Source organism: Aeribacillus sp. JST-2 (assembly GCF_056032925.1).
This window is the reverse complement of the sequence record NZ_JBVVUU010000015.1, coordinates 39,389-64,614: the sequence shown is the minus strand read 5'-3', so window position 1 is coordinate 64,614 and position 25,226 is coordinate 39,389. Positions and strand designations below refer to the sequence as shown.

23 protein-coding genes are annotated in these 25,226 nt (G+C 41.1%); 3 read left to right on the top strand and 20 right to left on the bottom strand.

The window, feature by feature from the left end; all coding sequences use genetic code 11:
• Positions 1 to 592 precede the first annotated feature (592 nt).
• The 9 genes from AC0KTX_RS09740 to AC0KTX_RS09700 form a co-directional block, all read right to left on the bottom strand.
• Positions 593 to 928 carry a hypothetical protein gene (locus AC0KTX_RS09740; protein ID WP_474252010.1) on the bottom strand — a complete coding sequence of 112 codons (336 nt, stop codon included), beginning with the start codon at positions 926 to 928 and terminating at the stop codon, positions 593 to 595.
• Positions 929 to 1,063: 135 nt separating this feature from the next.
• A complete protein-coding gene (locus AC0KTX_RS09735; protein ID WP_474252009.1) occupies positions 1,064 to 1,225 on the bottom strand; it encodes a hypothetical protein in 162 nt (53 codons plus the stop codon).
• Positions 1,226 to 2,264: 1,039 nt separating this feature from the next.
• Entirely contained in the window at positions 2,265 to 2,771 is a 507-nt protein-coding gene (locus AC0KTX_RS09730; RefSeq protein WP_474252008.1) for an acyltransferase, read from the bottom strand.
• Between the two features lie 5 nt (positions 2,772 to 2,776).
• Complete coding sequence (gene ppaX / locus AC0KTX_RS09725) at positions 2,777 to 3,415, bottom strand: pyrophosphatase PpaX (protein ID WP_474252007.1); 639 nt, start codon at positions 3,413 to 3,415, stop codon at positions 2,777 to 2,779.
• The gene (locus AC0KTX_RS09720) at positions 3,390 to 4,349 is read right to left on the bottom strand and encodes a nucleoside recognition domain-containing protein (protein WP_474252013.1); all 960 of its coding nucleotides are present in this window, start codon (positions 4,347 to 4,349) and stop codon (positions 3,390 to 3,392) included. The genes ppaX and AC0KTX_RS09720 overlap by 26 nt, the downstream gene beginning before the upstream one ends.
• A 16-nt stretch (positions 4,350 to 4,365) precedes the next feature.
• Positions 4,366 to 5,178 carry a prolipoprotein diacylglyceryl transferase gene (lgt, locus tag AC0KTX_RS09715; RefSeq protein WP_474252006.1) on the bottom strand — a complete coding sequence of 271 codons (813 nt, stop codon included), beginning with the start codon at positions 5,176 to 5,178 and terminating at the stop codon, positions 4,366 to 4,368.
• A gap of 24 nt (positions 5,179 to 5,202) precedes the next feature.
• Entirely contained in the window at positions 5,203 to 6,138 is a 936-nt protein-coding gene (hprK, locus tag AC0KTX_RS09710) for an HPr(Ser) kinase/phosphatase (protein ID WP_474252005.1), read from the bottom strand.
• Between the two features lie 88 nt (positions 6,139 to 6,226).
• Entirely contained in the window at positions 6,227 to 7,177 is a 951-nt protein-coding gene (locus AC0KTX_RS09705; RefSeq protein WP_474252004.1) for a metallophosphoesterase, read from the bottom strand.
• 57 nt (positions 7,178 to 7,234) lie between these two features.
• Positions 7,235 to 7,600 (bottom strand): phage holin family protein, encoded by a 366-nt coding sequence (locus AC0KTX_RS09700; protein ID WP_474252012.1) that lies wholly within the window; start codon positions 7,598 to 7,600, stop codon positions 7,235 to 7,237.
• A gap of 262 nt (positions 7,601 to 7,862) precedes the next feature.
• Between AC0KTX_RS09700 and sda the strand changes: the two genes are divergently transcribed.
• The gene (gene sda / locus AC0KTX_RS09695; protein ID WP_474252003.1) at positions 7,863 to 8,015 is read left to right on the top strand and encodes a sporulation histidine kinase inhibitor Sda; all 153 of its coding nucleotides are present in this window, start codon (positions 7,863 to 7,865) and stop codon (positions 8,013 to 8,015) included.
• A 147-nt stretch (positions 8,016 to 8,162) separates the two neighbouring features.
• Here the strand turns inward: sda and uvrA are convergent, their stop codons facing one another.
• The 5 genes from uvrA to AC0KTX_RS09670 form a co-directional block, all read right to left on the bottom strand.
• Complete coding sequence (gene uvrA / locus AC0KTX_RS09690; RefSeq protein ID WP_474252002.1) at positions 8,163 to 11,039, bottom strand: excinuclease ABC subunit UvrA; 2,877 nt, start codon at positions 11,037 to 11,039, stop codon at positions 8,163 to 8,165.
• A 5-nt stretch (positions 11,040 to 11,044) separates the two neighbouring features.
• Entirely contained in the window at positions 11,045 to 13,027 is a 1,983-nt protein-coding gene (gene uvrB, locus AC0KTX_RS09685) for an excinuclease ABC subunit UvrB (protein ID WP_474252001.1), read from the bottom strand.
• Between the two features lie 126 nt (positions 13,028 to 13,153).
• Positions 13,154 to 13,387, bottom strand: a complete 234-nt coding sequence (locus tag AC0KTX_RS09680) for a DUF2198 family protein (RefSeq protein ID WP_474252011.1) — start codon at positions 13,385 to 13,387, stop codon at positions 13,154 to 13,156.
• 112 nt (positions 13,388 to 13,499) lie between these two features.
• Positions 13,500 to 14,399: an ROK family protein gene (locus tag AC0KTX_RS09675; RefSeq protein ID WP_474252000.1), complete on the bottom strand. Its 900-nt coding sequence runs from the start codon at positions 14,397 to 14,399 to the stop codon at positions 13,500 to 13,502.
• Positions 14,400 to 14,658: 259 nt separating this feature from the next.
• Positions 14,659 to 16,749: a heavy metal translocating P-type ATPase gene (locus AC0KTX_RS09670; RefSeq protein WP_474251999.1), complete on the bottom strand. Its 2,091-nt coding sequence runs from the start codon at positions 16,747 to 16,749 to the stop codon at positions 14,659 to 14,661.
• Between the two features lie 215 nt (positions 16,750 to 16,964).
• On the opposite strand from AC0KTX_RS09670, the gene AC0KTX_RS09665 reads away from it, so the two are divergent.
• Together AC0KTX_RS09665 and AC0KTX_RS09660 are read left to right on the top strand one after the other, a co-directional pair.
• Positions 16,965 to 17,285, top strand: a complete 321-nt coding sequence (locus AC0KTX_RS09665) for a PadR family transcriptional regulator (RefSeq protein WP_474251998.1) — start codon at positions 16,965 to 16,967, stop codon at positions 17,283 to 17,285.
• Position 17,286: 1 nt separating this feature from the next.
• Positions 17,287 to 18,468 (top strand): chromate transporter, encoded by a 1,182-nt coding sequence (locus AC0KTX_RS09660; protein WP_474251997.1) that lies wholly within the window; start codon positions 17,287 to 17,289, stop codon positions 18,466 to 18,468.
• 42 nt (positions 18,469 to 18,510) lie between these two features.
• Here the strand turns inward: AC0KTX_RS09660 and AC0KTX_RS09655 are convergent, their stop codons facing one another.
• From AC0KTX_RS09655 to cccB, 6 genes are all read right to left on the bottom strand, one after another.
• On the bottom strand, positions 18,511 to 19,707 hold the full coding sequence (locus AC0KTX_RS09655; protein WP_474251996.1) for a PDZ domain-containing protein: 1,197 nt from the start codon (positions 19,705 to 19,707) through the stop codon (positions 18,511 to 18,513).
• 400 nt (positions 19,708 to 20,107) lie between these two features.
• Positions 20,108 to 21,532, bottom strand: coding sequence for a S41 family peptidase (locus tag AC0KTX_RS09650; protein WP_474251995.1), 1,425 nt, complete (start codon positions 21,530 to 21,532; stop codon positions 20,108 to 20,110).
• Between the two features lie 172 nt (positions 21,533 to 21,704).
• Positions 21,705 to 22,940 carry a murein hydrolase activator EnvC family protein gene (locus AC0KTX_RS09645; protein ID WP_474251994.1) on the bottom strand — a complete coding sequence of 412 codons (1,236 nt, stop codon included), beginning with the start codon at positions 22,938 to 22,940 and terminating at the stop codon, positions 21,705 to 21,707.
• An 86-nt stretch (positions 22,941 to 23,026) separates the two neighbouring features.
• On the bottom strand, positions 23,027 to 23,917 hold the full coding sequence (gene ftsX, locus AC0KTX_RS09640; protein WP_474251993.1) for a permease-like cell division protein FtsX: 891 nt from the start codon (positions 23,915 to 23,917) through the stop codon (positions 23,027 to 23,029).
• Positions 23,910 to 24,596, bottom strand: coding sequence for a cell division ATP-binding protein FtsE (gene ftsE / locus AC0KTX_RS09635; protein ID WP_474251992.1), 687 nt, complete (start codon positions 24,594 to 24,596; stop codon positions 23,910 to 23,912). Before ftsE ends, ftsX begins: the two co-directional genes overlap by 8 nt.
• 299 nt (positions 24,597 to 24,895) lie before the next feature.
• Positions 24,896 to 25,225, bottom strand: coding sequence for a cytochrome c551 (cccB, locus tag AC0KTX_RS09630; protein ID WP_474251991.1), 330 nt, complete (start codon positions 25,223 to 25,225; stop codon positions 24,896 to 24,898).
• Between the last annotated feature and the right edge of the window lies 1 nt (position 25,226).

The window sequence follows — 25,226 nt, the reverse complement described above, 5'->3', positions numbered from 1 at the left end:
AACCCCGGTACGCTCAACCCTTTGTGGGAGGGGCGCGCCCCTCCCACAAAGGCAACCACCCAAGATATGCGATTGTCAAGGAGCGTATCGGACTGGAAATTCGATAAAAAAACTTTCTGAAACTTAGTATACGAGGGAGCATTTATAGTGAATAATGATAGCACATTGAAAATGAGTAATGGAAAACGTTCCATGGAGCCGGCTTTTAAACACGCTATGCCTAGGGAAGCATAATGCCGCCTCTCGCTATTGGATGCCCATAAACTTTAATGTGCAGAAAGTACTTATCATTTTATTCTTGAATACATTTGCCAGTAAATTTATATTCTAAAAACCAGTATTCGATCGTAAATAAAAAGGAGCATCGATTCGTCGAAAACCAATACTCCCTTTCGTTCCAGTTGGTTCACCATATTATCATATTTTCATCTTGATCCTAGATTGTGAATGAATAGGAAGCCTGTACTGTTTAAACATCTCAAATTGACTGACAAAATCATTCCAGTCCTCTTTGAGCAAGTGAATGGTTCTGTCCGCTTCTGCGTCGCAGTATTTGTTCCATCCCATGCCCATCTGCTCTTTTTGGATCTCCTTATATCCCCTCATACTCATTTTGGAAAGAGGAATTAGCAGCTAAGCATGAAAATAACTGACTATATTGTTTTTGCTCCACTTGAGCAACATGGTTGCCATTTTGTATCTCCTCTATTCCTTCTTTCATTAGATTTGCTATATGTCCGTACTGGCCAGACATTCCCTTATACATATTATAAAAGATCTGATATGTTTCCAATGTTATATTAACGACCTGTTTTAACTTATCGCTCGTGTATTGTTTTGTTATCACCATCAACTCATCCTTTATGGAACCGCTGGCCGCATTTTCGGCAATAAAGTTTAACTTTTCTTGAATCTGAAGATAATACATACTTGCCTTATCACTTGTCCATCCTTTTGAAAAATAATTTTCATTATCTTTTAATGCTGCTTTGACTAGTCTTGAAAGCTCATTTTTTTCTTCTTCAGATACCCCTTCCAGATTTTTGAAAAACGATGAGAAATACTAGTCGTAATCTGAGTTTTTCTGTTCCTGTTCCTTCAAATCTGTACCTTTTATCTTTTGATTGGATATTGCCGCATTATCAACTACATTAGAAAGAGTAAGTTTATCCAATATTATACTTGAAGCATTTTTAATATTTTCTGCTTTCGCTGTTTGAGTCATTTGTTCAAACTGCACATTTTAAATTAAATAATGATAATTAAGAAAAGGATTAATGGAATTGTTCAATATTTCATCCCTCCTATTTTAGTGCGGTCTATATATAGAATAAGCAAAATGATATAGTGAATCTGCATTAGAATTTAGAACTTTCCCATTGGATAGAAAAACAATAGGTATAATATCGAAATAGTGATAAACAGCTACTTGAATAGATGGAAATTCAATTGTAAAATAGCCATTACTGTCAGTCGTCGTTCCAAATCCAGTATAAATCCTTTTATTTAATACTTTAGTTATTTTAGCATTAGGTACAGGCGCGCCATTTCCATCAAGCAGCACCCCTTCAAACGGTCATAAAATACCGAATTCCCCCATTGGTAGCCATAATCATATTTATCCGCATCAATATTTGAAATGACAGCAGCTGTCTTTTCAACGAACCTTCGGCGGCATTAATGGAACTAAACGCACTAATTAGTGGTAACTAAAGCACTGCAAGCCGTGAAACGATAATTTTTTCATTTCTAACACCTATCCTTATTTTATATCGGAATTTTTCCACTATTATTAATAATTTTCCATATTAATGCCATTAAAAAAATGAAAATGGATTGGAAGCCCTTTTCATGAAAAAGGAAAAATCCACTTTTTATTGCAATAATTCCCTCTATCATTCGGCTTGATTATAAGCTTAGTTGTCATATTCAAACTCCTTGTATAAGTTTTACTTTTTTCAATGACTATTAGCTTCCGCTTTTTGTTGGTCATCGATTGTATTTTTATAATTGGACTTTGCCGCCGCAATTTTTTCAGCGGCTTCTTTATTTAATCAACCCTACTGTATTTTGCAAAGTAAAAATAAAAAAAAGAGAAAGAAAAAGTATAAAACTTTTCCATTTTTTACTTTTTTATCGTCATTATTCGTATGGTTAACAAAAACCTGAACAAATAAAATAACCTGAGCCCTTATGAATGGAGGCTCAGGTTTCTTAAATGCGTTTGTTTATTCCTGCTCGCAAGCGGGCCCTTTCAAAGCAGCTTACCGCTTTCTTTGTTCCATTTCTTCTTTTGTATAGATGATGCGCATCGGGTTTCCTCCCACAAAAGCGCCTTCCGGGACATCTTTGTGGACAACAGTTCCCGCTGATATAACCGCATGGTCACCGATTTTTACACCTGGCAAAATCGTCGTATTGGCTCCAATCATCACTTCATCGCCAATCTCCACTTCCCCAAGCCGGTATTCATTGATTAAATATTCATGCGCCAAAATGGTGGTATTGTAACCGATAATCGAATTTCTTCCCACTTTGATCTTTTCCGGAAACATAATGTCCACCATCACCATAAAAGCAAAGGACGTTTGTTCGCCGATTTTCATGCCTAAAAAAGTCCGGTACAGCCAGTTTTTGAAAGACATCCATGGTGTGTAGCGCGCGATGATAATAACAATCACATTTTTGAACACTTTCCAAAAAGAGACCGTTTTATAAACTTGCCATAAAGAATTTGCTCCTTCGACCGAAAATCTTTCCGTCCTTCTCACGATCTTCACTCCATCACAATGTTCAATAAATCGCTCATTTGCTCAAGTACATAATCCGGCTTGAGGGATTCAATATATTCTTTCCCTTTAATGCTCCAACTAACCCCTGCGGTATAGGTGCCGGCATTTTTCCCAGCTTCAATATCGTGAAGATTATCCCCGACCATAATGGCTTCAGACGGTTTGGCGCCAAGTTGTTTGAGAGCCAGAAATATCGGTTCAGGATGCGGCTTTGCTTGTTCCACGTCATCGAGCGTGACAACAGCGCCAAAAAAAGACTTCAAGTTTGTTAACTTTAACCCCATTTCAACGGTTTCACGGATTTTCGTCGTCACAATTCCAAGTTTGAAATGGTGTTTCCGCAACGTTTCTAAAGTTTCGCAAACGGTCGCAAATTCTTTTACAAGCTCATTATGATACTGATGGTTAAACTGGCGATATCTATTTATCATTTCGTCAGCCCGATCCGGATCAATCGCTTGGAAGGTTTCGGCAAGCGGCGGGCCGATAAAAGGGAGAACGTCTTCTCTTTTGAATCGTCCCGGATAATAATGGTTTAGCGTATGCAAAAACGATTCGATGATCAATTCATTCGTATTAATCAATGTGCCATCCAAGTCAAAAAGAATGGTGTTTATGCTCATAAGCTGTTCCCTTTCCTTCTATATTTGCTCCCTTTTTCCAAAAGAACCCGACAGCCATCGTCAGCAAAACGGCAGCCATCAAACGGATGCAAAGCAGCGGCCATACCGGAATGCCGAGCGGAACAAAAATTAACGTATCTTCCACGACAGCATGACAGGCAACGAGAAAAATGAGAGCCAAAGTCAAATCACGGCGTTCGACCCCATCTTCTTTTGCCGCCTGAATCATTACGCCGGCTCCATAAGCAAGGCCAAAAATCAGCCCGGCTGCAAGGGTGGTTGAAGTGTTTTTCCTCATTCCAAGCAATTGGATCATCGGCTCCATCATTTTGGAGAATTTATCTACCCAACCTAAGTCTTTCATGATCTGAATCAGAATCATGAGCGGAATGACAATAACGGCAAGCTGAACAACTCCCATCGCTGCCTTTTCAAGACCGTTCAATATAATCTCTCCCCATTCTGATGGAGCATCTGTTGACGGAGCTATAAACCCGTATCGAGCTTTTTCCTCTCCACCTTGCCAAAAGAGATGAATGATAAACGCGGAAAAAAAAGCGAGTCCCAATCTTACAAGCAAAATGATCCACGCCTTCACGCCGACTTTGCTTGCAACAGATGTTTCGATCAACAAATTATGGGAAAACGAGAGCATAACCGCAAGAATAAAGACCTCTTTCACTGTAAAATCAAATGACAAAATCGCTCCTATCGCGGCATATAAATTGAGAAAATTCCCAATGACTAAAGGAATTGCCGCATCACCGTTTAATCCAAAGATTCCCATTGCAGGTGAAATAAAGTTTACAATCCAGTCAATGAGCGGGGTATACTGTATAAGAGATACGATCAAAGTGACTGGAAAAATAACTTTCCCAAGCACCCATGTTGTCTCTAATCCGGCCTTGAACCCCTTAAAAAGCGATTGTTTCAAATGCTCACCTTCCATCTCATTCATCCAAATATTTCGGAATATTTTTCCCATGCAAGCGCCGGTAAATAAAAATGGCAATAGCCAGAAGCGCTAATAACGCAGACAGCACTTGCGCCATTCTCAACGTTTCCGTCAGCATCAGACTATCGGTTCTCATGCCTTCGATAAAAAATCGGCCGACTGAATACCAAATAATGTAAGATAAAAACAATTCACCACGACGCAAATGAACTTTCCGCAAAAGGATCAGGATCACAAATCCGGCAAAATTCCAAATGGATTCATACAGAAATGTCGGATGGTAATATTGACCGTTAATATACATTTGGTTAATGATCCATTCAGGCAACTGGAGATTTTCCAAAAATTCGCGTGATACTGATCCGCCATGAGCCTCCTGATTGATAAAGTTTCCCCAACGGCCTATGGCCTGCCCTAAAATAATGCTTGGCGCCGCTATGTCCGCCAGTTTCCAAAAAGACAAGTTCTTAACCTTTGCATAAACAAATCCGGTCACAACCGCTCCGATCAATCCACCATGAATGGCCAAGCCGCCATGCCAAATTTTCGGAATCTCTGCTAGATTGTCAGAATAATAATCCCATTGAAATATTACGTAATATGTGCGGGCGAAAATAATGGCAATCGGAAGGGCAAATAATAATAGATCAACAAATACATCTTTGTGCAACCCTCTTCTTTCGCCTTCACGCATTGCCAAATATAAGCCGAGCAAAGCGCCCAGCCCAATGATCACTCCATACCAGTGAACTTGGATCGGACCAAGCTGAAAAGCAATCGGATCTATTGGTTGAATTGTATCTCCCATTCTCTCATCTCCTGCAAACTATTATTAAAAATCATCGTGATCCCCTTCATCGATTACATCAGCCAGTTTATTCGTAAATTGTTCGGCCGCATTAAATCCCATTCTTTTTAAACGGAAATTCATTGCCGCCACTTCAATAATGACCGCCAAGTTTCTCCCCGGACGAACCGGAATCGTCAACTTCGTCAGTTCAGAATCTAAAATTTTCATTTTGTCTTCATCAAGTCCTAGGCGATCATAGAGTTTGTTTGGATCCCATAACTCCAAATCAATCACTAAAGAAATCCGTTTATAATCACGAACAGCTCCTGCACCGAACAATGTCATCACATCGATAATCCCGAGCCCGCGTATCTCCAAAAGATGGCGAATTAATTCCGGCGCGGTTCCGACTAATGTATCGCGATCTTCTTGTCGTATTTCAACGCAATCATCCGCTACAAGGCGGTGGCCTCGTTTCACCAGCTCTAACGCTGTTTCGCTTTTTCCAACTCCACTTTTTCCAGTTATTAATACGCCGACACCATATATATCAACTAATACACCATGGACGGCCGTTGTTGGCGCAAGCTTGCTCTCCAAAAAATTAGTCAGTCTGCTTGATAAACGAGTCGTTTTTAAAGGCGAACGCAGCACCGGAACATTTGATTTTTCAGATGCTTCAATCAATTCAGGCGGTACTTCCATCTCCCTTGATACGATAATGGCCGGCGTCACATCCGTGCAAAGCTGTTCCATGCGATCCCTTTTTTCCTCGGGAGTCAATTTGTCAAAAAAGGTTAATTCCGTTCTTCCTAATAATTGAATGCGCTCTTTCGGATAATAAGTAAAATAGCCGGCCATCTCCAATCCGGGTCTCGACAGATCACTTGTTATGATGGGTCGGCTAATCCCTTCTTCACCACTGATTAATTCAAGTTGGAACTTATCAATGATATCTTTTGTACGCACTTTTGACACAAAGGTGTTCCCCCTTAATTATTAACGTCTTTTTTTATTGTAGCACGTTTTTTTTTAGGGACAAATACTGCAAATTGATAAAAACGATCTATTCGTAATCAATCCAAAACTCTTCTTTCTCCCGGGGAAAATAATAAAATTGATCCGTATATGGTGAATAAGCGCGCACGAAAATTTTCGATGCATCCGGATAGAAATGTAGCAGCCGCAGAAATCCGTTCCCCCCATTTGGACCTCCTTGGTAATCAGTCAAAATCTCATATACTGTCCGATCCGGTTTTCCATCATGATCATCATCTATTTTTGTTTTCACCATTTGACTATTGTCATAATGCCCGCAAAGCACCATTTTTACATTTTGATTTTTCTTGACAACTTTCTGGAAAATGCGGTTTCCAATGAACGTCCGCTTGCCGCTTTTATGCAAATATTTATGAGTAGCAATGATGGCGGTTCGATCCGGATAAAGCCTTAAAACTTGATTCATCCAAGAAATGCCTTCCTTATCAATGCCCCATCCAAGATAAAGAAAAAGAAAAGAGCGATTCCCAAGTGTAATTAAATCGTAATGTCCGCGATTATTTTGGAAACTTCCTCCATAGTACGGTTTTTTTTGAAATCGATCCTGGCCAAAATATTGCCAATACTTTTGATAAAAGGCCCCATAGGTTAAATCATGGTTTCCTGCCAGCACCCCATACGGGATATTTGCTTGGTCAAGCTTGGCAAAAACGCTGTCGGCCACCAGCCATTGCTCATTTTTCTCCGCCCTGTTCACGATATCACCGGTATGGACAACATATTGAATATTCCATTTTTCACGTTCATTGATCATCCAATCGATTTGTTTATGAAAAATATGGGGATATTTTTCCGAATAATATTGGGTGTCTGAAAGCCAAACAACCGTATAAAATGACGGATAGGAAGAGGAGCCATGAAATGAAGCGGAATAGATCAAGTTCGGATGTATAAAGGCCCAAGAAAAAAACATTAAAAATGCAAGCGGAAGCCATTTCGTTCTCAACAATAAATTCATTTATATCACCTAATCGTATCATTCCCGAAAAAGAAGGAGATATAAATGAATTTTTGATCATTTCTTCCTTTCTTGAATCGGTTCAATGATCAGCTTATGGATAAGCAAATGTAAGACCGAGATAACGATCGAAGCAAGCAGCGCCGTACCAAAATCATCGATGTTGAATGAATCTCCCATGATACTTTGGGTCATCATTAATGTTATAGCGTTAATGACAAATAAAAACGCACCGAGCGTCAATATCGTTACAGGCAATGTCAAAAAAATAAGAAACGGTTTTACGAAAACATTTAAAAACGACAAAATGATGCTGGCAACGATTGCAGCACCAACCCCGCTTAAATAGAATGAATCAAAATACCCAGCTACTACAATCAATATCAAAGCATTTACCAAAATGCTTAAAAACCAGTTGACAATCATTCAAAAAACTTCCTTTTATCCGTTTTTATTTTATTATAACATTTGGAAAAAACAACGACAAAACGAAGCAAATCCAAAAATTGATCTCATTGACAATATTGTTTCCGTTTGGTAATATCATTGTACATTATATAACATCCGTTATTTTTTCAGAATTTTCAGTTTTTTATTCTCTCTTAGTTGCCCTAAATATTGTCGTCTATTTTTCAAAACGACAACTCCGTTTACATTCTTTTTAGAAGGGGGGCAGCGGCTGAAAGTGAGTTCATTAATGCTTTTATCAGACCATTTGTTGCTGGAAGCTTACTATGAAGCGATCGAAATTGGCGTCAGTGAAGAATTTATTCTCTTATTGGAAGAAGAAATTGTTAGAAGAGGAATCGCACCATCCTCCTCTAACTCTAAAATGTAATAAAAAGAAACTCACAATCATCATTATACAACATTTAGTTTGTTTTACAAATCGAAATTTTCACAAAAAAACAAAAAATTTATATTTGAATGCGTATATGAAATGTTGGCGAATAAAACAGGACAAGCTATTGGCGGCTTGTCCTGTTCAATTCTTTATTGCGGCTTCTTTTTCTTTGATCAGAAGTTTCATTCGCTTGCGGTCGCGTTCTAAAACAGGTTTTAAATATTTGCCAGTATAAGAATGTTCGGCTTCGGCCACTTCTTCGGGAGTTCCGACGGCAATCACCTTTCCTCCGCCGTCTCCTCCTTCCGGGCCCAGATCGATAATATAATCGGCAGACTTGATCACATCAAGATTATGTTCAATGACAAGCACCGTATCTCCGTTCTCAACCAAACGGTGCAAAACTTTTAAAAGCCGTGCGATATCATCCACATGGAGTCCTGTTGTCGGTTCGTCAAGTATATACATTGACCTTCCCGTTGAGCGGCGGTGTAATTCTGAAGCAAGCTTTACCCGCTGCGCTTCTCCTCCCGACATCGTTGTTGCCGGCTGTCCCAGCTTCATATAACCGAGCCCGACATCATAGATCGTTTGCAGTTTCCGTTTGATTCTAGGAATATTTTCAAAAAACTGCAGTGCATCTTCCACCGTCATATCCAATATGTCCGCAATATTTTTGCCTTTATACGTTACTTCAAGTGTTTCCCTGTTATATCTTTTGCCGTGGCATACTTCACATGGCACATAAACATCAGGCAGAAAATGCATTTCAATTTTGATGATTCCGTCGCCGCGGCACGCTTCACACCGTCCTCCTTTCACGTTAAAGCTGAAGCGCCCTTTTTTATAGCCTCTTACTTTTGCTTCATTTGTAGCTGCAAATACGTCCCGGATATCGTCGAATACCCCTGTGTAGGTTGCCGGATTCGATCGAGGCGTTCGTCCAATTGGCGATTGGTCGATGTTAATGACTTTATCTAAATGCTCGACCCCTTTTATTTCTTTAAATGCTCCGGGCTTTGTTTTCGCATTGTTCAGCTTTTGCGCCAATGCTTTTTGCAATATTTCATTTACCAATGTGCTTTTTCCCGATCCCGATACACCGGTGACAGCAATAAACAGGCCTAAAGGGAATGTTACGTTCACTTTTTTCAAATTATTTTCGCAAGCTCCCTTTACTTCAATGAAACGGCCGTCCGGTTTCCTTCTTTCGATTGGCAGCGGAATGAATTTTTTCCCTGACAAATATTGTCCAGTAAGCGAACGTTCATTGTTCATCACTTCTTCAGGCGTCCCTGCCGCTACAACTTGTCCGCCATGCACACCCGCACCCGGACCGATATCGATCAAATAATCAGCTGCCAGCATTGTATCTTCATCATGTTCGACAACAATCAGCGTATTGCCGATGTCGCGCATATTTTTCAATGCCTTGATCAACTTATCGTTATCCCTTTGATGCAAACCGATCGATGGTTCATCCAAAATATAGAGGACGCCAGTTAATCTGGAGCCTATTTGCGTTGCCAAGCGGATTCTTTGCGCCTCTCCGCCTGAGAGCGTTCCTGCGGATCTGCTTAACGTTAAATAATCCAAGCCAACGTCAATTAAAAAATTCAACCGTTCCTTTATTTCCCGTAAAATTAATTTGGCAATCGCCATTTCTTTTTCCGATAACGATAATTGATCGAAAAATTGGTACGCTTCGCGAATGGATAAATCGGCCACTTCACCGATATGGCGCCCGTCGATCAAAACAGCAAGGCTTTCCTTTTTCAGACGGTGCCCTCCGCATGTAGGACATGGCTGATTGGTCATGTATTTTTCCATTTGTTCCCTTATAAAATCGGAGGTCGTTTCTTTATAGCGGCGCTCAACATTGCGGACAACACCTTCAAATTCGATATAGTTTTCCCGAATTTGGCCAAAGTCGTTTTCGTAACGGAAATAAATTTTTTCTCCGCTGCTGCCGAATAAAAGTTTTTCCAGCAGATGTTTCGGTATGTCTTTAACCGGTATGTCCATATCTATGCCGTAGTGATCGCAAACCGCTTGAAGAAGCTGCGGGTAATATTGGGAGCTTGTCGGTTCCCACGGTGCAATCGCATGTTGTTTTAATGATAAATTTCGGTTCGGTATAACAAGATCGATGTCTACTTCAAGTTTTGAACCTAAGCCATCGCACTCAGAACATGCTCCATACGGACTGTTAAAGGAAAACATTCGCGGTTCAAGCTCCCCGATGGAAAAACCACAAATCGGGCAAGCGTGATGTTCACTGAAGAGCAGTTCTTCGCCATCGATTATATCAATGATGACTCTTCCTCCCCCCAGCTTCAACGCCGTCTCAATGGAATCTGTCAAGCGGCTTTCAATGCCTTCTTTGACAATAATCCTGTCAACCACCACATCGATGGAATGTTTTTTATTTTTTTCAAGTGAAATGTCATCGGTCAGTTCCATCATGTCGCCGTCAATTCGGACGCGGACAAAGCCTTGTTTTTTAATTTCTTCCAATGTTTTGACGTGCATACCTTTTTTCCCAGACACAACCGGCGCCAACACTTGCAGTCTCGTCCGCTCCGGATATTCCAAAATCCGGTCAACCATCTGTTCTATTGTTTGCGAAGAAATTTCAATCCCATGAACAGGACACGTCGGCCGGCCGACGCGGGCAAAAAGAAGGCGCAGATAGTCATAAATTTCTGTCACCGTTCCGACCGTCGAACGCGGATTTCTGCTCGTCGTTTTCTGATCGATGGATATGGCCGGTGACAGCCCTTCAATCGCATCAACATCAGGCTTATCCATCTGCCCCAAAAATTGGCGGGCATACGCGGATAAAGACTCTACATATCTGCGCTGTCCTTCTGCATAAATGGTATCAAAAGCTAAAGAAGACTTTCCCGAACCGGATAATCCTGTGACAACGACAAGTTTGTCCCTTGGTATTGTGACATCTATGTTTTTCAAATTATGGGAGCGCGCTCCCTTTACGATAATTTTATCCGTAGCCATATTTGTCATCCTTCCGCTTTTAGCTCTAAAATAAGATCGCGCAATTCAGCAGCTCTTTCAAAATCCAGTGCTTTGGCTGCTTCTTTCATTTCTTTTTCCATTTCGGCGATCACTTTCTCCCTTTCTTTTTTCGTCATTTTGCTTAATTTCACTTCTTTTTCTGCTTTATACTCTTCAGCATCCTCTGCAGCATACGTTGCCCTAATGACATCGCGAATATCTTTTTGAATCGTTTTTGGAGTAATCCCGTGCTTGCGGTTATATTCTTCTTGAATCGCACGCCGCCGTTTTGTTTCATTAATAGCGATTTCCATTGATTTTGTCATTGTATCGGCGTACATAATCACATGCCCGTTTGCATTCCGAGCTGCTCGCCCAATCGTTTGAATCAGCGAGCGCTCTGAACGGAGGAATCCTTCTTTATCTGCATCCAAAATTGCGACTAAGGAAACTTCCGGTATGTCGAGGCCTTCTCTCAACAAGTTGATGCCGACAAGCACTTCATGTTTTCCAAGCCGCAAATCGCGAATGATTTCAATCCGCTCAAGAGTCTTGATCTCTGAATGAAGGTATGTCACTTTAATGCCGATTTCACGCAAATAATCCGTCAGATCCTCCGCCATTTTCTTCGTCAACGTTGTCACAAGCACCCGTTCATTTCGTTTTACCCGCTTTTGAATTTCTCCGATTAAATCGTCGATTTGCCCTTCGATTGGCCGTACATCAATGGTTGGGTCCAAAAGGCCTGTTGGCCGGATAATCTGTTCGACCACATCAGAACAATGTTCCAGCTCATATGGACCGGGGGTTGCCGAAACATAGATGACGTTTTTCATATGTTTTTCAAATTCTTCAAACCTTAAAGGGCGGTTATCGAGGGCTGAAGGCAAACGGAAGCCGTGATCGACAAGCACTTGCTTTCTTGCTTGGTCGCCGTTGTACATGCCGCGGATTTGCGGAATCGTCACATGGGATTCATCAATCACAATCAGGAAATCATCGCCAAAATAATCTAAAAGCGTGTAAGGAGTGGATCCCGGCGGCCTTAATGTAAGATGGCGGGAGTAATTTTCAATTCCGGAGCAAAAGCCCATTTCCCGCATCATTTCTAAATCATATTTCGTCCGCTGTTCCAATCGCTGCGCCTCCAAAAGCTTCCCTTGCTCCCGAAGTTCTTTAAGCCGCTCATCTAGCTCCTTCTCAATATTGGCAATGGCAATTTTCATTTTCTCCTCTCTTGTGACGAAGTGAGAGGCCGGGAAAATTGCCGCATGCTCACGGTCTCCGATAATTTCCCCAGTTAGTGCATCAACCTCGCGAATCCGGTCGATTTCATCTCCGAAAAATTCCACCCTAATGCAATGCTCGTCCCGTGAAGCAGGGAAAATTTCCACAACATCCCCACGGACGCGAAACGTTCCCCTGCGAAAATCAACATCGTTTCGTTCATACTGGATATCGACTAAACGGTGCAGCAATTCGTTCCGATCCATCTCCATTCCGGTTCTTAAACTGACAACAAGCTCGCGGTATTCCTCAGGGGAACCTAAACCATAGATACAAGATACACTGGCAATGATGATGACATCCTTCCGTTCAAACAAAGCGGATGTGGCAGAGTGTCTGAGCTTATCGATTTCGTCGTTAATGCTTGCATCTTTTTCTATATACGTATCTGTCTGCGGAACATACGCCTCCGGTTGATAATAATCATAATAGCTGACAAAATACTCAACAGCATTGTTTGGAAAAAATTCTTTAAATTCGCTGTATAGCTGCCCCGCCAGCGTTTTATTATGTGCAATCACAAGCGTCGGCTTGTTGACTTCTTTAATAACGTTGGATATTGTAAATGTTTTGCCCGTTCCCGTTGCTCCCAACAGCGTTTGGTGTTTTTTCCCTTTTTTTATTCCATCCACCAATTCTTTAATGGCTTTCGGCTGATCGCCCTGAGGCTGATATTTTGAAACCAATTCAAACCGATCCATGGAATTTCCTCCGTTTCAAAAAAGCATATAATTTATTTTAACACATATACAAGATGAATCACCAAAAATACGAACTGACGTTTGTTTTTTTACCATAATAAAAACCTGTTGAAAATAGAACAGGTCTTAGGAAGATTTCTTTTTTTCCTTCACCATGCTTCTCGCAACAATAAAACCGGCGGCCAAACTGGCAACATCCAAAATGGCAATATAAATGGTGTCCATATGTCCGGCTAAATAAGAGGCAAATAACAATCCCGCAGTAAGCAATGTTGCTACTAGATAACTGTAGGTCACTCTTGTAAATAACAAAACAAGCAAAAAAGGAACGAAGGTGGCGAGAACGAGCTTAATCATCATAAAACCTCTTTCTGTCATCCGTTTTACTTCTATTATAGTGAAGTCTTCAAAAGGAGCAAGCTTATCGTTTACAAAACAAAAAACCCTCACGTTTTTTGCGAGGGCAATAGCATCAACTTTTTTGATAAATCTCTTTATGCTCTAAAAAAGCATTGTATGCCAAACCGAGCGCACCGCAAAGCCCAGCGTTGTCTCCTAACCCCGGCGGAACAATGTAGTCAGCTATTTTTTCGGAAAGCAATTCATGTTGAATATATCCGTTTAAAAGTTTTTGCACATTTTTTCTGATTAGAGGGAAAATTTGTTTTTGTTTGCTGACCCCTCCGCCTATCACTACTTTTTTTGGCGACAACACTAAAATAAGATTGCTGATGGCTTGGGCAATATAAAAGGCTTCCAATTCCCACACTTTTTCATCCCCAGCCAAATCCTGCCCCTTTTTTCCCCAGCGTCTTTCAATGGCAGGCCCTGACGCCATTCCTTCCAAACAATCATGGTGATACGGACAAATACCTTTAAACGCATCTTCGGGATGCCGGCGCACAAGCATATGCCCCATTTCCGGATGAATCAGCCCGTGAACAAGCCGACCTTCGACAAACGCTCCGACGCCAATGCCTGTCCCGATTGTCATATAAACACAGCTATCGAGCCCTTTGGCTGCCCCCCATTTCGTTTCGCCAAGCGCAGCCGCATTGACATCTGTATCAAAACCGATTGGGATTTTAAATTCTTTTTGCAGCACACCGACAAAGTTCGTTTGCACCCATTGCAGTTTTGGTGTTGATGTAATATATCCGTACGTTTTGCTTGAGCGATCCAAATCAACCGGGCCAAATGTACCGATTCCGAGCGCTTGAATACCTTTATCGCGAAAATAATCAATGACCTCTTTGAATACTTCATCAGACGTTGTCGTTGGCAGGGTGATTCTCTCCTTCACATTTCCGTTTTCATCCCCGACCCCGCAAACAAATTTCGTTCCTCCAGCTTCAATTGCACCTAACAACATTTTCGGTTCCCTCCATGTCAATTACCCCATTGCATTGATGAAACATCTTGAATGCGTTTTCTGCTATCTTCCAAATTATAATCAATCTCTTTTATGAATGGAAGAGGGAAATGAAATTTTAAAGATGATGCGGATGATGTGTTCAATGATTTCTTTACGTTCCAAGACTTTTCGCAATAAAAAACCGTCAGACTTAAAGCTGACGGTCATACTTCTTGTTTTTTGATTTCAATAGATATTCAATTTCTGACAATTAGAATTATTGCAGTACCCATTGTTCCGGTTTCAAGTCCTGTTTCCCGCTTCTGTCTAGTAAAATCGTTAAACTGATAAGAGTTACCAAAACGGTCGCCCCCATATCCGAAAGAATTGCGATCCAAAGGGTAAGCCATCCCGGTATGGTGAGCAAAAGAGCCATTGCTTTTAACCCTAGGGCAAGGGCGATATTGAGCTTAATGATTCTGTTCACTTTTTTCGATGTTGAAATTGCTTCGGGAAGCTTTCCAAGGTGATCCTGCATTAAGACGATATCGGCGGTTTCGATGGCGCTGTCCGTTCCTTTTCCCATTGCAATCCCTAAATCAGCTGCCGCGAGTGCGGGGGCATCGTTAATTCCATCTCCGATCATTGCTGTTTTTCCAGATAATGATAATTGTTTCACCTTTTCCACTTTTTCTTCCGGCAATAGACCGGCGAAATATTCGCTTACACCGACTGCTTTCGCCACTTTTTCAGCCGTTTTTTCGTGGTCGCCAGTCAGCATAACGATGCGTTTCACACCTGCTTGATGAAGATTGCGGATGACTGTTCTGCTTTCCGGACGAATTTCATCGGCGATGCCGGCAATTCCCAGCACTTTTTCTTGATCTGAGACTAAAACGATTGTTAATCCGTCTCGTTTAAATGAATCGATCTGTTCTTTCACCTCTTCGCGAATCAAAAGATGATTGACGGTTTTTTCGTTGCCGGCAAAATATTCTTTTCCATTGATTTTGGCCTTAATGCCTTCTCCTGAAATGGTTTGAACGAACTCAGGATCGATGAGGGGGACATTCATTTCTTTTATTTTTTTCTTGATTGCTGCGGCGATCGGATGTGTAGATGATTTTTCGATCGATCCGATAATCGTCCAAAAAGATTGATCATATTCAATATATTTCTCTACGTGCGGTTCCCCTTTCGTCAAGGTTCCTGTTTTATCAAAAGCAATTGTTCCCATCTTGCCCAGCTGTTCTAAATAAACACCGCCTTTTACGAGAATGCCTTTCCGCGCATTTTTCGTAATGCCGGAAACAATGGCAATTGGCGAAGATAAAACGAGTGCGCACGGGCAGCCAACAATTAAGACGGCCAAACCTTGATAGAGCGAATCGATCCAGCCAGTTCCAAAAAGGAGCGGCGGAACGAATATGACGATAGCTGAAATGATCATGATCAACGGCGTATAATAGCCCGCAAACTTGTTAATAAATTGTTCCGTTGGTGTTTTCGTTTCTTGCGCTTCTTCCACTAAATGCAAAATTTTGGCTAAAGATGAGTCTTCGTATGCCTTGGTAATGTGAATCTGCAAAACTCCTTCATTGTTGATGCTTCCGCCAAACACTTTGTCGCCTTTATCCTTTTGAACAGGGAGCGATTCCCCGGTAATCGCCGCTTCGTTGACAGAGCTTTTCCCTTCCAGCACTACACCGTCCGAAGGAATTTTTTCGCCCGGCCGAACGAAAACGACATCCCCTGATTTGAGTTCATGAATGGACACCTTTTTCTTTACGCCATTTGCAAGAACCGTTGCTTCGTTGGGGGCAACGTCAAGAAGCGACTCAAGGGAACGCCGGGCTTTTTCCATTCCCAAGCCCTCCAAATATTCGTTCAGCCCAAATAAAATAGCGACCACTGCTCCTTCTTTCCACTCCCCGATTCCAAAGGCGCCAATTAATGCAATTGTCATAAGGGTGTCGATATTAAATTTCAAACGAATAAGATTTTTGGCGCCTTTCATAAACGTTTGATAACCGCTGATGGCAGTGGCGGCAATATATAGCAGAACAGCTACAGATTCCTGTCCATTCAATTCAAAAAGAATGGCGAAAACAAAAGCCGACACCGAAATTCCCAAAAACCATAACATATTAGGGCGGGGTTCTCCTTGCTGAGAAGCTTCCTCAATATAGGCTCCATCTTTCGCTAAAATTTTTTTCACTTTGGCAAGATCAATTTCTTCATTTACATAAAGTTTGCCGGACTGAAAATGGAGTTTAGCATTTGTCCCATGATCAAGTTTTTGTATTTGCTGTTCCATATCCTTTGCACAATTTGCACAAGATAACCCTTTTACCCGATACTGGATCATTGCCGATCCCTCCAAATGAAATCACGTGATAAATTCATTTTATGTGTTTATATGAATAGATGTTCATATTTTATGAGTCTATTTTAAAAAAAATGAGCTAAACTGTCAATCTTTTTTTTCAACAAACTTATTTTCCCCCCCAATATGGAAAATATTATGTTATAATTGGTTTCGAAATCCGATATCGATTTTCGATAATATAAAGGACGATCGCAATGGAAGAAAAAGTTTTACGAAAATTGTTTCTCGGTTTTATTCATATCCATATTTTGCATCATGCGAACGAACATCCAATATTCGGTTTATGGATGCTGGAAGAACTGAGGCGGCATGGATATAACATAAGCGCCGGAACTCTTTATCCGATTCTCCATTCAATGGAAAAGGATGAGCTATTGCAAAAAGATGAGCGAAATGTTGATGGAAAAATAAGAAAATATTATACAATCACTCAAAAAGGAGCAGCTGTTTTAAAAGAAGCCCGCGCGAAAGCATATGAACTTTTTAAAGAAATAAAAGATGAAAGAGGAGATTGACATGAAATTGTCAAAATGGAGAACATTCGCCGAAATCTTCGCTGTTGCCACAAGGCTTGGTTTTACTTCGTTCGGAGGCCCCGCCGCTCATTTAGGATATTTTCACGAAGAATATGTTCGAAGAAGAAAATGGTTAGATGAAAAAAGTTATGCGGATCTAGTTGCCTTATGCCAGTTTCTCCCCGGGCCGGCAAGCAGCCAAGTCGGCATCGGAATCGGTGTCATGCGCGGAGGGATTTGGGGAGGAATTGTTGCTTTCCTCGGCTTTACTTTCCCATCAGCTGTTGCCTTAATGATTTTTGCCCTCATTCTGAAAAATGCAAATCTTGAGGATGGCGGCTGGATTCACGGATTGAAAATTGTCGCTGTTGCTGTTGTGGCCAGTGCGATCATAGACATGGCGCATAAATTGACGCCAGACCGAAGGCGGAAGCTGATTGCACTCGGGTCTCTTGTCATCACATTGTTGTGGCAAAGCGCTTTTTCACAAGTTGTTGTCATTTTGATGGCTGCTGTGATCGGTTTTTTGTTTTACAAAAATAAAGAAAACTTTCAACAAATGTCCATACATGTGCCCATTTCCAATCGTTTCGCCATCAGTTGTTTACTGTTGTTTTTTAGTTTGCTTTTCACACTCCCTTTATTAAAAAGTTTGACTTCCTCCCATTGGATCGGAATGATTGACAGTTTTTACCGTGCAGGTGCCCTCGTCTTCGGCGGCGGACATGTCGTGCTTCCGCTGCTTGAGAGGGAATTTGTGCCGGCCGGACTTCTGTCAGAGGAAAAGTTTTTAGCAGGTTATGGCGCCGCCCAAGCAGTCCCCGGTCCATTGTTTACATTTGCCGCATATATCGGTGCAGCCATGAGCGGATGGACAGGAGGAATCGTGGCAACGACTGCTATCTTTCTTCCCGCATTTCTCCTTATTTTCGGCACCTTGCCGTTTTGGGGAAAACTTCGCAGCAATCCGAACATCAATGGAGCACTCATGGGAGTCAATGCGGCTGTCGTCGGAATGTTGATTTCAGCCTTTTATCAGCCTATTTGGACCAGTTCCATCCTTCAACCGATTGACTTTGCATTCGCCGCCATCTTATTCAGCATGCTGGCATATTGGAAAATAGCTCCATGGGTCATTGTCTTAACGGGCGCCCTTGGAGGAACATTCCTTTCCATTTTATAAAACAAAAGGGCAGCTTTCCCTAAAAAACTGCCCTTTAACCGCTTATCCGGCTCCCTCTACTTCCCATTTTTTCTCATCTTGAACAAATAAGATCCCTAGCTCGTGGTGTTCTCCTTCGTATAAAGCTCGTTGAACAAAACGAACTTCTTTATTATGTCCTAAAATTTCAAGCTTGCAATACGCCCTGTTCGTTTGCAGCGCCGCATAAAACTCTGATACGTTCTTTACGTTTATGCCATTTGCTTTGATGATCACTTCTCCCGTTTTAATGCCCATTTTTTCCCCCGGAGATTGGGGAAGCGTGCCTAAAACAACTAATCCATCGTCTCTTTTCGAAAAGTAAAAGGCGGCCGAGTCATCATTCATTCTCTGTTTTATCGAAATAGCCATTTTCCCTGCCAGAGCCAAGACGGCGGCCGCAAAGGCTAAAAAGGATACCCACAAAGAGGCAACTGCAATGATAAAGGAAACCAATCCGAGGTATGCGATGCGCCTTCCTGTTGTTTGAACGCTTTCTTTGGGCAGGGATCCTTGAATTCTTTGCTTAAAGCCAAGAAAAAACGGAATCATGAATAATGAAAATGGTTCTCCGTTGATCGAAATTACCGGCCACCACGAAAAAGGCGATTCAAGCTGGCCGCCGGGAACGATGAGCAATACAGGCAACAGCCACATCCTATTCGCCAAGTGGTTGCCGATCGGAAGTCCTCTTTTGCTTTTAATAATAAACGGTGAGGTACGGACATGAGCTGTTCGGTAAATGAGTATTCCTTCGCAAATTAAAAGAAGGCTCATCATGATTGCAAGGGCGCTGTAGCTTGTCCGATCGATCTCTGCAAAAAATTGTTGAATCGATTGATTCTGATCGGCTATTTGACTAAGAAAAGCCGTTAAGATCATCGTTCCGCCCAACGTCACAGCGGCCGACAAAAACCGAGGATTGAATGTCAAACTCACAATCAATGTCCATACCGTCCACAAAACTATAGTGCCGAAAGGAAGCCACAATCCAACTAAAAAGAAAATGACCGACAAAATCAATCCAGCCAAAATTCCTTTTGTATAAGTAAAACGAATATCATCAAAGACATCGTATACTCGCACATGAAAAGAGCGGCGTTCCCTCTTTACTCGCCAAACGCCATTTAAATAAGCAAAGATGAGAAAGAAATAAACAAAAGGATGGAGAAAAAAACGGCCTATGCCCATAAGCAATTCCAATAGCCACTGCCCAGCCAAAAGGCTCACCCCTTTAAAACTTCAAGCTTTCCTTTATTTTATCAAATCTCGTTCAAATGCGGGCAGGGGAATTTTATTTTGTCAAAGAATTCATTTAGCTGCTGTTCATTCAATTCGGGAAGACCATCCCCGAAAAATATGCAGATTAAAAAGGAAATGTGTTTTATTACTTAGCGCCGAGCTAGGAGGTCACGTCTCCAAATTTATGTTGTCCCAAATCAAGCTATCTGATGCGGCAGAAATTTCAGCAATAAAAAAGACTGTCTAAAAAGTCCATTTTTCGTTTCAATGTTTCCATGTAAAAGACCCAAGAATGTTGATATAACAGCATTCCTGGGTCTTGTTTTTTTTATAAATTCGTCTGAAAAACCGTTTTTTGGGACAGCGCCCTTTTTTCGGGCTATATTGCCAATAAAGAGATGGCCGTCTGCAATTGCAAATCGTTTTTAGGAGAGCGAACTTGTTTTTGAATCTGCTCATTTATTTTGAGCGCTGCTTGTTTGTCTATGATTCCTGTCACAGGGAGCCCGTTGATTTGTTGAAAAGCTTTCACGGCGATTTCCGTTCCTTTATCAAAGTATCCGTCTGTTCTGCCAGTTTCAAACCCTAATCCAGATAATAAAATTTGCAAGCTTTTCACTTGTTCATTGTTCATATCTCTCTTTAACGGTTGATCCACGAACAAAGGCCCAACGTGAAAATATTTTGGCTGTGAAACTTTCACTGTCGGTTCAATGCCTTTATCATGAATCCAATTTCCGTTCGGCGTCAGCCATTTATATAATGTCAGCTTAATGTTGCTTCCGTCGTCCAAAGGGATTGTTTGCTGAACAGTTCCTTTTCCGAACGATGTCTCACCAACGGCCGCATATCCCCCCGCTTCTTTAAGGGCAGCCGCCAATATTTCAGAAGCAGAAGCGCTCCCTTTATCTATTAACACGGCAATCGGATAAGGCTTCTTTTCTTTTAGTTTTGAATAAAAGGGCTGTCTTTTCCCATTTCGATCCTCAATCTGGACATATGGCACGTTTTGGGGGATAAGCTGCTGCAAAATTTGTTCGACTGTTTGCAAATATCCTCCAGGATTGCCGCGCACATCGATCACAAGTCCATCGATCTGTGTTTTTTCTAAGTTTTCCAGCTTTTCTTTAAAATCGTCTCCTGTTTTTTCCGAAAAAGATGTAATATTTAACACGCCGATTCGTTTTCCGTTTTTGTTTGCCAAGGAACTAAAAACAGTTTCGATCGGTATTGTATCCCGCTTAACTTTAACAGAAAGCAATTCATTATGGCCGGGCCTTTTGATCGTCAAACGGACAAACGTTCCTTTTTTCCCGCGGATTTTCAGCACTACTTCCTGCAAATCCAAATTCGATACTGGTCTGCCGTCAATTTTTATTATTTCATCATTCGGTTTAATGCCTGCTCTTTCCGCCGGTGAATGTTTAAATGGAGAAATAATCACAAATTTTTCGTTTTGCATGCCGACCTCAGCACCAATTCCTTCAAAAGATGAATCAAGGGATTGGGTAAACTGCTGAACGGTTTCTTTATCCATGTAAACAGAATAAGGGTCTTCCAATGTAGACAACATTCCTTGAATGGCTCCTTCCAGAAGCCGTTTGTCGTCAACAGAATCGACATATTTTTCTGTAATGATTTCGTACGCTTGTTTCAGCTTTTCAAAATCGGGAACGGTATCAATGCTTTCTGTTGCAGAAGCTGATATCACTTCATTTTGCAAGGCAAATCGATAATCACCGTTCATAAATACCCATATCCCGATGATCAATGCCGTCATCAATCTGATCATCCATGTCTTCATATCGATACTTCCTTTCCAACAGTCCGAATTATTTATAGAGTGTACAAAGCATGTATTATTCATGTATGGATTGAAGGAAAGAATATATCTATAAAATCAAATGACCGTCATCTCAATCGATGACGGTCATTATCAAGGCCGATGAATCACGTTTGTGATTTCAATGAAAAGATTACGGAAGGACGCTTAACGGATTGATAACGTTTGACTTGCCTTGCCAAGGTCCGTTGTGAACTTCAAAGTGCAAATGCTGCCCTGTAGATCTTCCTGTATTCCCCATGTAGCCGATAAACTGCCCTTGGCTTACTCTTTGCCCATTGGAAACATTTATGCTCCGCAAATGTCCGTAGAGTGTTGTATAGACTTTGCCATTTATGTTATGAGTAATTAAAATGACATTTCCGTATCCGCTCTTTTGTCCAGCAAAACTAACCGTGCCTCCTGCTGATGCATATACAGGAACTGTGCCCCGTTTGGCAATATCAATACCGGCATGGAATCTGCCCCATCTTGATCCCATTTTTGATGTTAAAACACCTGAAGCTGGCCAAATAAACGCTCCGCTTCCGGCTGCTGATGAAACAGAAGGTGCTGAAGACGAATTGGAATGACTTGTAGATGTAGCTTGGGCTTTCTGCTTTCTTATGTACTCTTGCTGCTGCTGTTCAATAATCCTCTCCTGCTCTTTTAGAAATGCTTCTTGATCCGCCAATTCATCCAGTTCATCCATGGCTTGGCCGTATTCAACTTCTAGAACCCCGAGAAGCCTGTCTTTTTCATCCACTTTCTTGTCCAGTTCCTGTTTCAATGCTGCCAGTTCAGACAAAGCTTTTTCTAAATTGGAAAGGTCTTGATTCAGTTTGGCCTCTGCTTCCTCTTTCAGCTTCATATCCCGCTGATGCTCTTCAATAATTTTTCTGTCGGCTTCAACAAGCGTCGTAACGGCGCTGATGCGGTTGACAAAATCGTTAAAGCTTTTTGCACCTAACAATACATCAAGATAGTTGATGACACCGCCGCTTTCCTGAAGCGATTTCGCCCGCTCCTTCAAAAGATCATTGCGTTTTTCGATCCGCTGCTTCACTTCTTCAATTTGTTTTTTCAGTTCTTCAATATCCGCTTTCGTTTTATTAATCTCTTTTTCTTTCGCTTCAATTTTTTCGCCAGTATCCAGCAACTGTTCATTCAATTTTTCTACTTCTGCATTTAATTGATTTTTCTTAGCTTCCAAATCTTTTAATTCGTTTTTCTTTGCTTCAATATTTGATTGAATATTGGAACGGTCATTTTGGATTTTTGCTTTCTTTTGTTCAAATGTCTCTGCAAGCGCTTTATTGCTCAAAGGTATGAATGCACCGCTTGTCCCAATGATCGCTGCAAGACTTAAAGTAATGAATTGTTTTTTCACGATTCGGTTCCCCCTCTTCGCATGGTTTCACTGATATTCTCGACCAATTATGTATAAGCAGTCTGACAGACTATTAGTCTGTCAAACTACACTTTTAAAAATTTGCGTATGGACATGACGCTTCCCCAGACTCCAATTAACGACCCGAGCAGCAATAAAACGGCGGAAATTTGGAACACAAAAGGCGAAAACGGCAAGAGTTCCACGAATGTTCCTTGAATGTACGGTACGGCGAAATCGACAAGACTGTTATAGCAAACGATTAAGATCGCGATCGGGATAACAGCTCCCAAGGCACCGAGCAACAAGCCTTCAAGGAAAAACGGCCACCGTATAAACCAATTTGTCGCACCGACTAATTTCATAATTTCAATTTCCCGTCTTCTGGCAAAAATTGTAATTTTAATCGTGTTTGATATTAAGAACATGGCTGTAAATACTAGACCAATGACTAAAACTAAACCGATGTTTCTCGATATATTGACGACTTTGAATAATCTTTTAACTGTATCCTCTGCGTATTTGACATCTTGAACGTTTTCAAATTTTCTTATTTCTTTCGCCAGAGCCGGTGTGTCTTCAGGATTTTTGGCTTTTACGATGAAAACATCGTTTAAAGGGTTGTCCTGTTCAAACAGCTTGAATGATTCCCCTTCTTCGCCAAAACTTTTTATCAGTTTTTGCAGTTCTTGGTGTTTTGAAGAAAACTGGATGCTTTGCACTTTGTCCAATTGTTTCAGATTTTCTTCCAACTGAGATTGGGCGTTTTTGTCAGCCGTTCTGTCAATTAGCACTGTCATCTCAACACTATCTTCAATGTTGTTGGCAATATTATTGAGATTCATCATGACTACGAGAAAAGTTCCAACTAATAACAGCGTTACGGTTACAGCCGAGATGGATGCAATCGTCATCCATGTGTTTCGGCCGAGACTTTTCATTGTCTCGCGCAAATGTCGTACGAGAGTTTTAATCATAAAGACCATACTCCCCTCGTGCTTCATCGCGGACAATTTTCCCGTCTTCAATCGCAATGACTCGTTTCCTCATCGTATTCACAATGATTTTATTATGCGTTGCCATCAACACCGTTGTGCCGCGATTATTGATTTCCTCCAACAATCGCATAATTTCCCAAGAAGTATCGGGATCCAGGTTCCCCGTCGGCTCATCAGCGATAATAACAGGCGGATTATTGACGATCGAACGGGCAATGGAAACGCGCTGCTGTTCTCCTCCAGATAATTCATCAGGAAAAGAACGAGCTTTATGCTTTAATTGGACAAGATCCAAAACATCGAGTACTTTCTTTTTAATATTTTTCGGATGGTCGCCAATGACCTCTAAGGCAAAGGCAACATTCTCATAAACAGTCAGTTTCGGCAGCAGCTTAAAATCTTGAAACACCACGCCGATTTTTCTGCGAAGATAAGGAACTTCTCTTTCTTTCAAATTTTCAAGTTGAACACCGTTTATGACAATACTGCCTTTTGTCGGCTTTTCTTCCCTGTACATCAATTTAATGAATGTTGATTTCCCTGCGCCGCTGGGACCAACAATATATACAAATTCCCCAGCATTTATTTTTATTGATATTCCATTGATGGCTAAAACACCGTTTGGGTATGTCTTATAAACATCTTTCATTTCTATCATGCTATCACCTGAAGTATTCTGTCAAAAGAATAATTTTTTGCGTTTCTTGAAACATTTTCATGTTTTCGATCGTCTATATATTGTAGTAATAAAAAAGAAACAGCACTTATTCCACAAAATTTATTATAACATCATTTTTCGTCAAAAATAGACCTTTTCATATTACATTTTTATTTCAATCTCGTAATTTGCAAGAAAATTTTTAATATTTTCGTAACAAAAAAATGAAATAAATCCCATTTTTTCTATAAACTGAATAAAAAATGGCGAAATGTTATCGCCATTTTTCGTGTTTTCAACTATTTTTTTGCTGAAAGCCAATCCGCAACAACATCCGCTTCCTCTTCGTTCAATATGCCTTTCGGCATAGCTCCTTTGCCGTTCACAATAATGTTTTTAATTTCATCCTTATTGTATTTGCTGCCAACCTTCTGCAAATTAGGACCGGACGCACCTTCAAGGTTCTGTCCATGGCAGCCTGTACAATTTTGTTTAACAAGTTGTTCTGCTTCTGCAGTGCTATTATTTTTGGCACCTCCGGCATCTCCGTTCTCTTCTGTATTGTTGCCGCCTCCGCATGCTGCTAATAAAAACGACAATCCTAAAAATAGTGCCAATGCCTTTTTCACA

Coding starts and splice junctions, on each gene's coding strand:
- AC0KTX_RS09740 (WP_474252010.1), bottom strand. CDS start 928: ATGTATTATCTTCAGATTCAAGAAAAGTTAAACTTTATTGCCGAAAAT.
- AC0KTX_RS09735 (WP_474252009.1), bottom strand. CDS start 1,225: ATGACTCAAACAGCGAAAGCAGAAAATATTAAAAATGCTTCAAGTATA.
- ppaX (WP_474252007.1), bottom strand. CDS start 3,415: ATGAGCATAAACACCATTCTTTTTGACTTGGATGGCACATTGATTAAT.
- lgt (WP_474252006.1), bottom strand. CDS start 5,178: ATGGGAGATACAATTCAACCAATAGATCCGATTGCTTTTCAGCTTGGT.
- AC0KTX_RS09705 (WP_474252004.1), bottom strand. CDS start 7,177: ATGAATTTATTGTTGAGAACGAAATGGCTTCCGCTTGCATTTTTAATG.
- uvrA (WP_474252002.1), bottom strand. CDS start 11,039: ATGGCTACGGATAAAATTATCGTAAAGGGAGCGCGCTCCCATAATTTG.
- uvrB (WP_474252001.1), bottom strand. CDS start 13,027: ATGGATCGGTTTGAATTGGTTTCAAAATATCAGCCTCAGGGCGATCAG.
- AC0KTX_RS09680 (WP_474252011.1), bottom strand. CDS start 13,387: ATGATGATTAAGCTCGTTCTCGCCACCTTCGTTCCTTTTTTGCTTGTT.
- AC0KTX_RS09675 (WP_474252000.1), bottom strand. CDS start 14,399: ATGTTGTTAGGTGCAATTGAAGCTGGAGGAACGAAATTTGTTTGCGGG.
- AC0KTX_RS09670 (WP_474251999.1), bottom strand. CDS start 16,749: ATGATCCAGTATCGGGTAAAAGGGTTATCTTGTGCAAATTGTGCAAAG.
- AC0KTX_RS09665 (WP_474251998.1), top strand. CDS start 16,965: ATGGAAGAAAAAGTTTTACGAAAATTGTTTCTCGGTTTTATTCATATC.
- AC0KTX_RS09660 (WP_474251997.1), top strand. CDS start 17,287: ATGAAATTGTCAAAATGGAGAACATTCGCCGAAATCTTCGCTGTTGCC.
- AC0KTX_RS09650 (WP_474251995.1), bottom strand. CDS start 21,532: ATGAAGACATGGATGATCAGATTGATGACGGCATTGATCATCGGGATA.
- ftsX (WP_474251993.1), bottom strand. CDS start 23,917: ATGATTAAAACTCTCGTACGACATTTGCGCGAGACAATGAAAAGTCTC.
- ftsE (WP_474251992.1), bottom strand. CDS start 24,596: ATGATAGAAATGAAAGATGTTTATAAGACATACCCAAACGGTGTTTTA.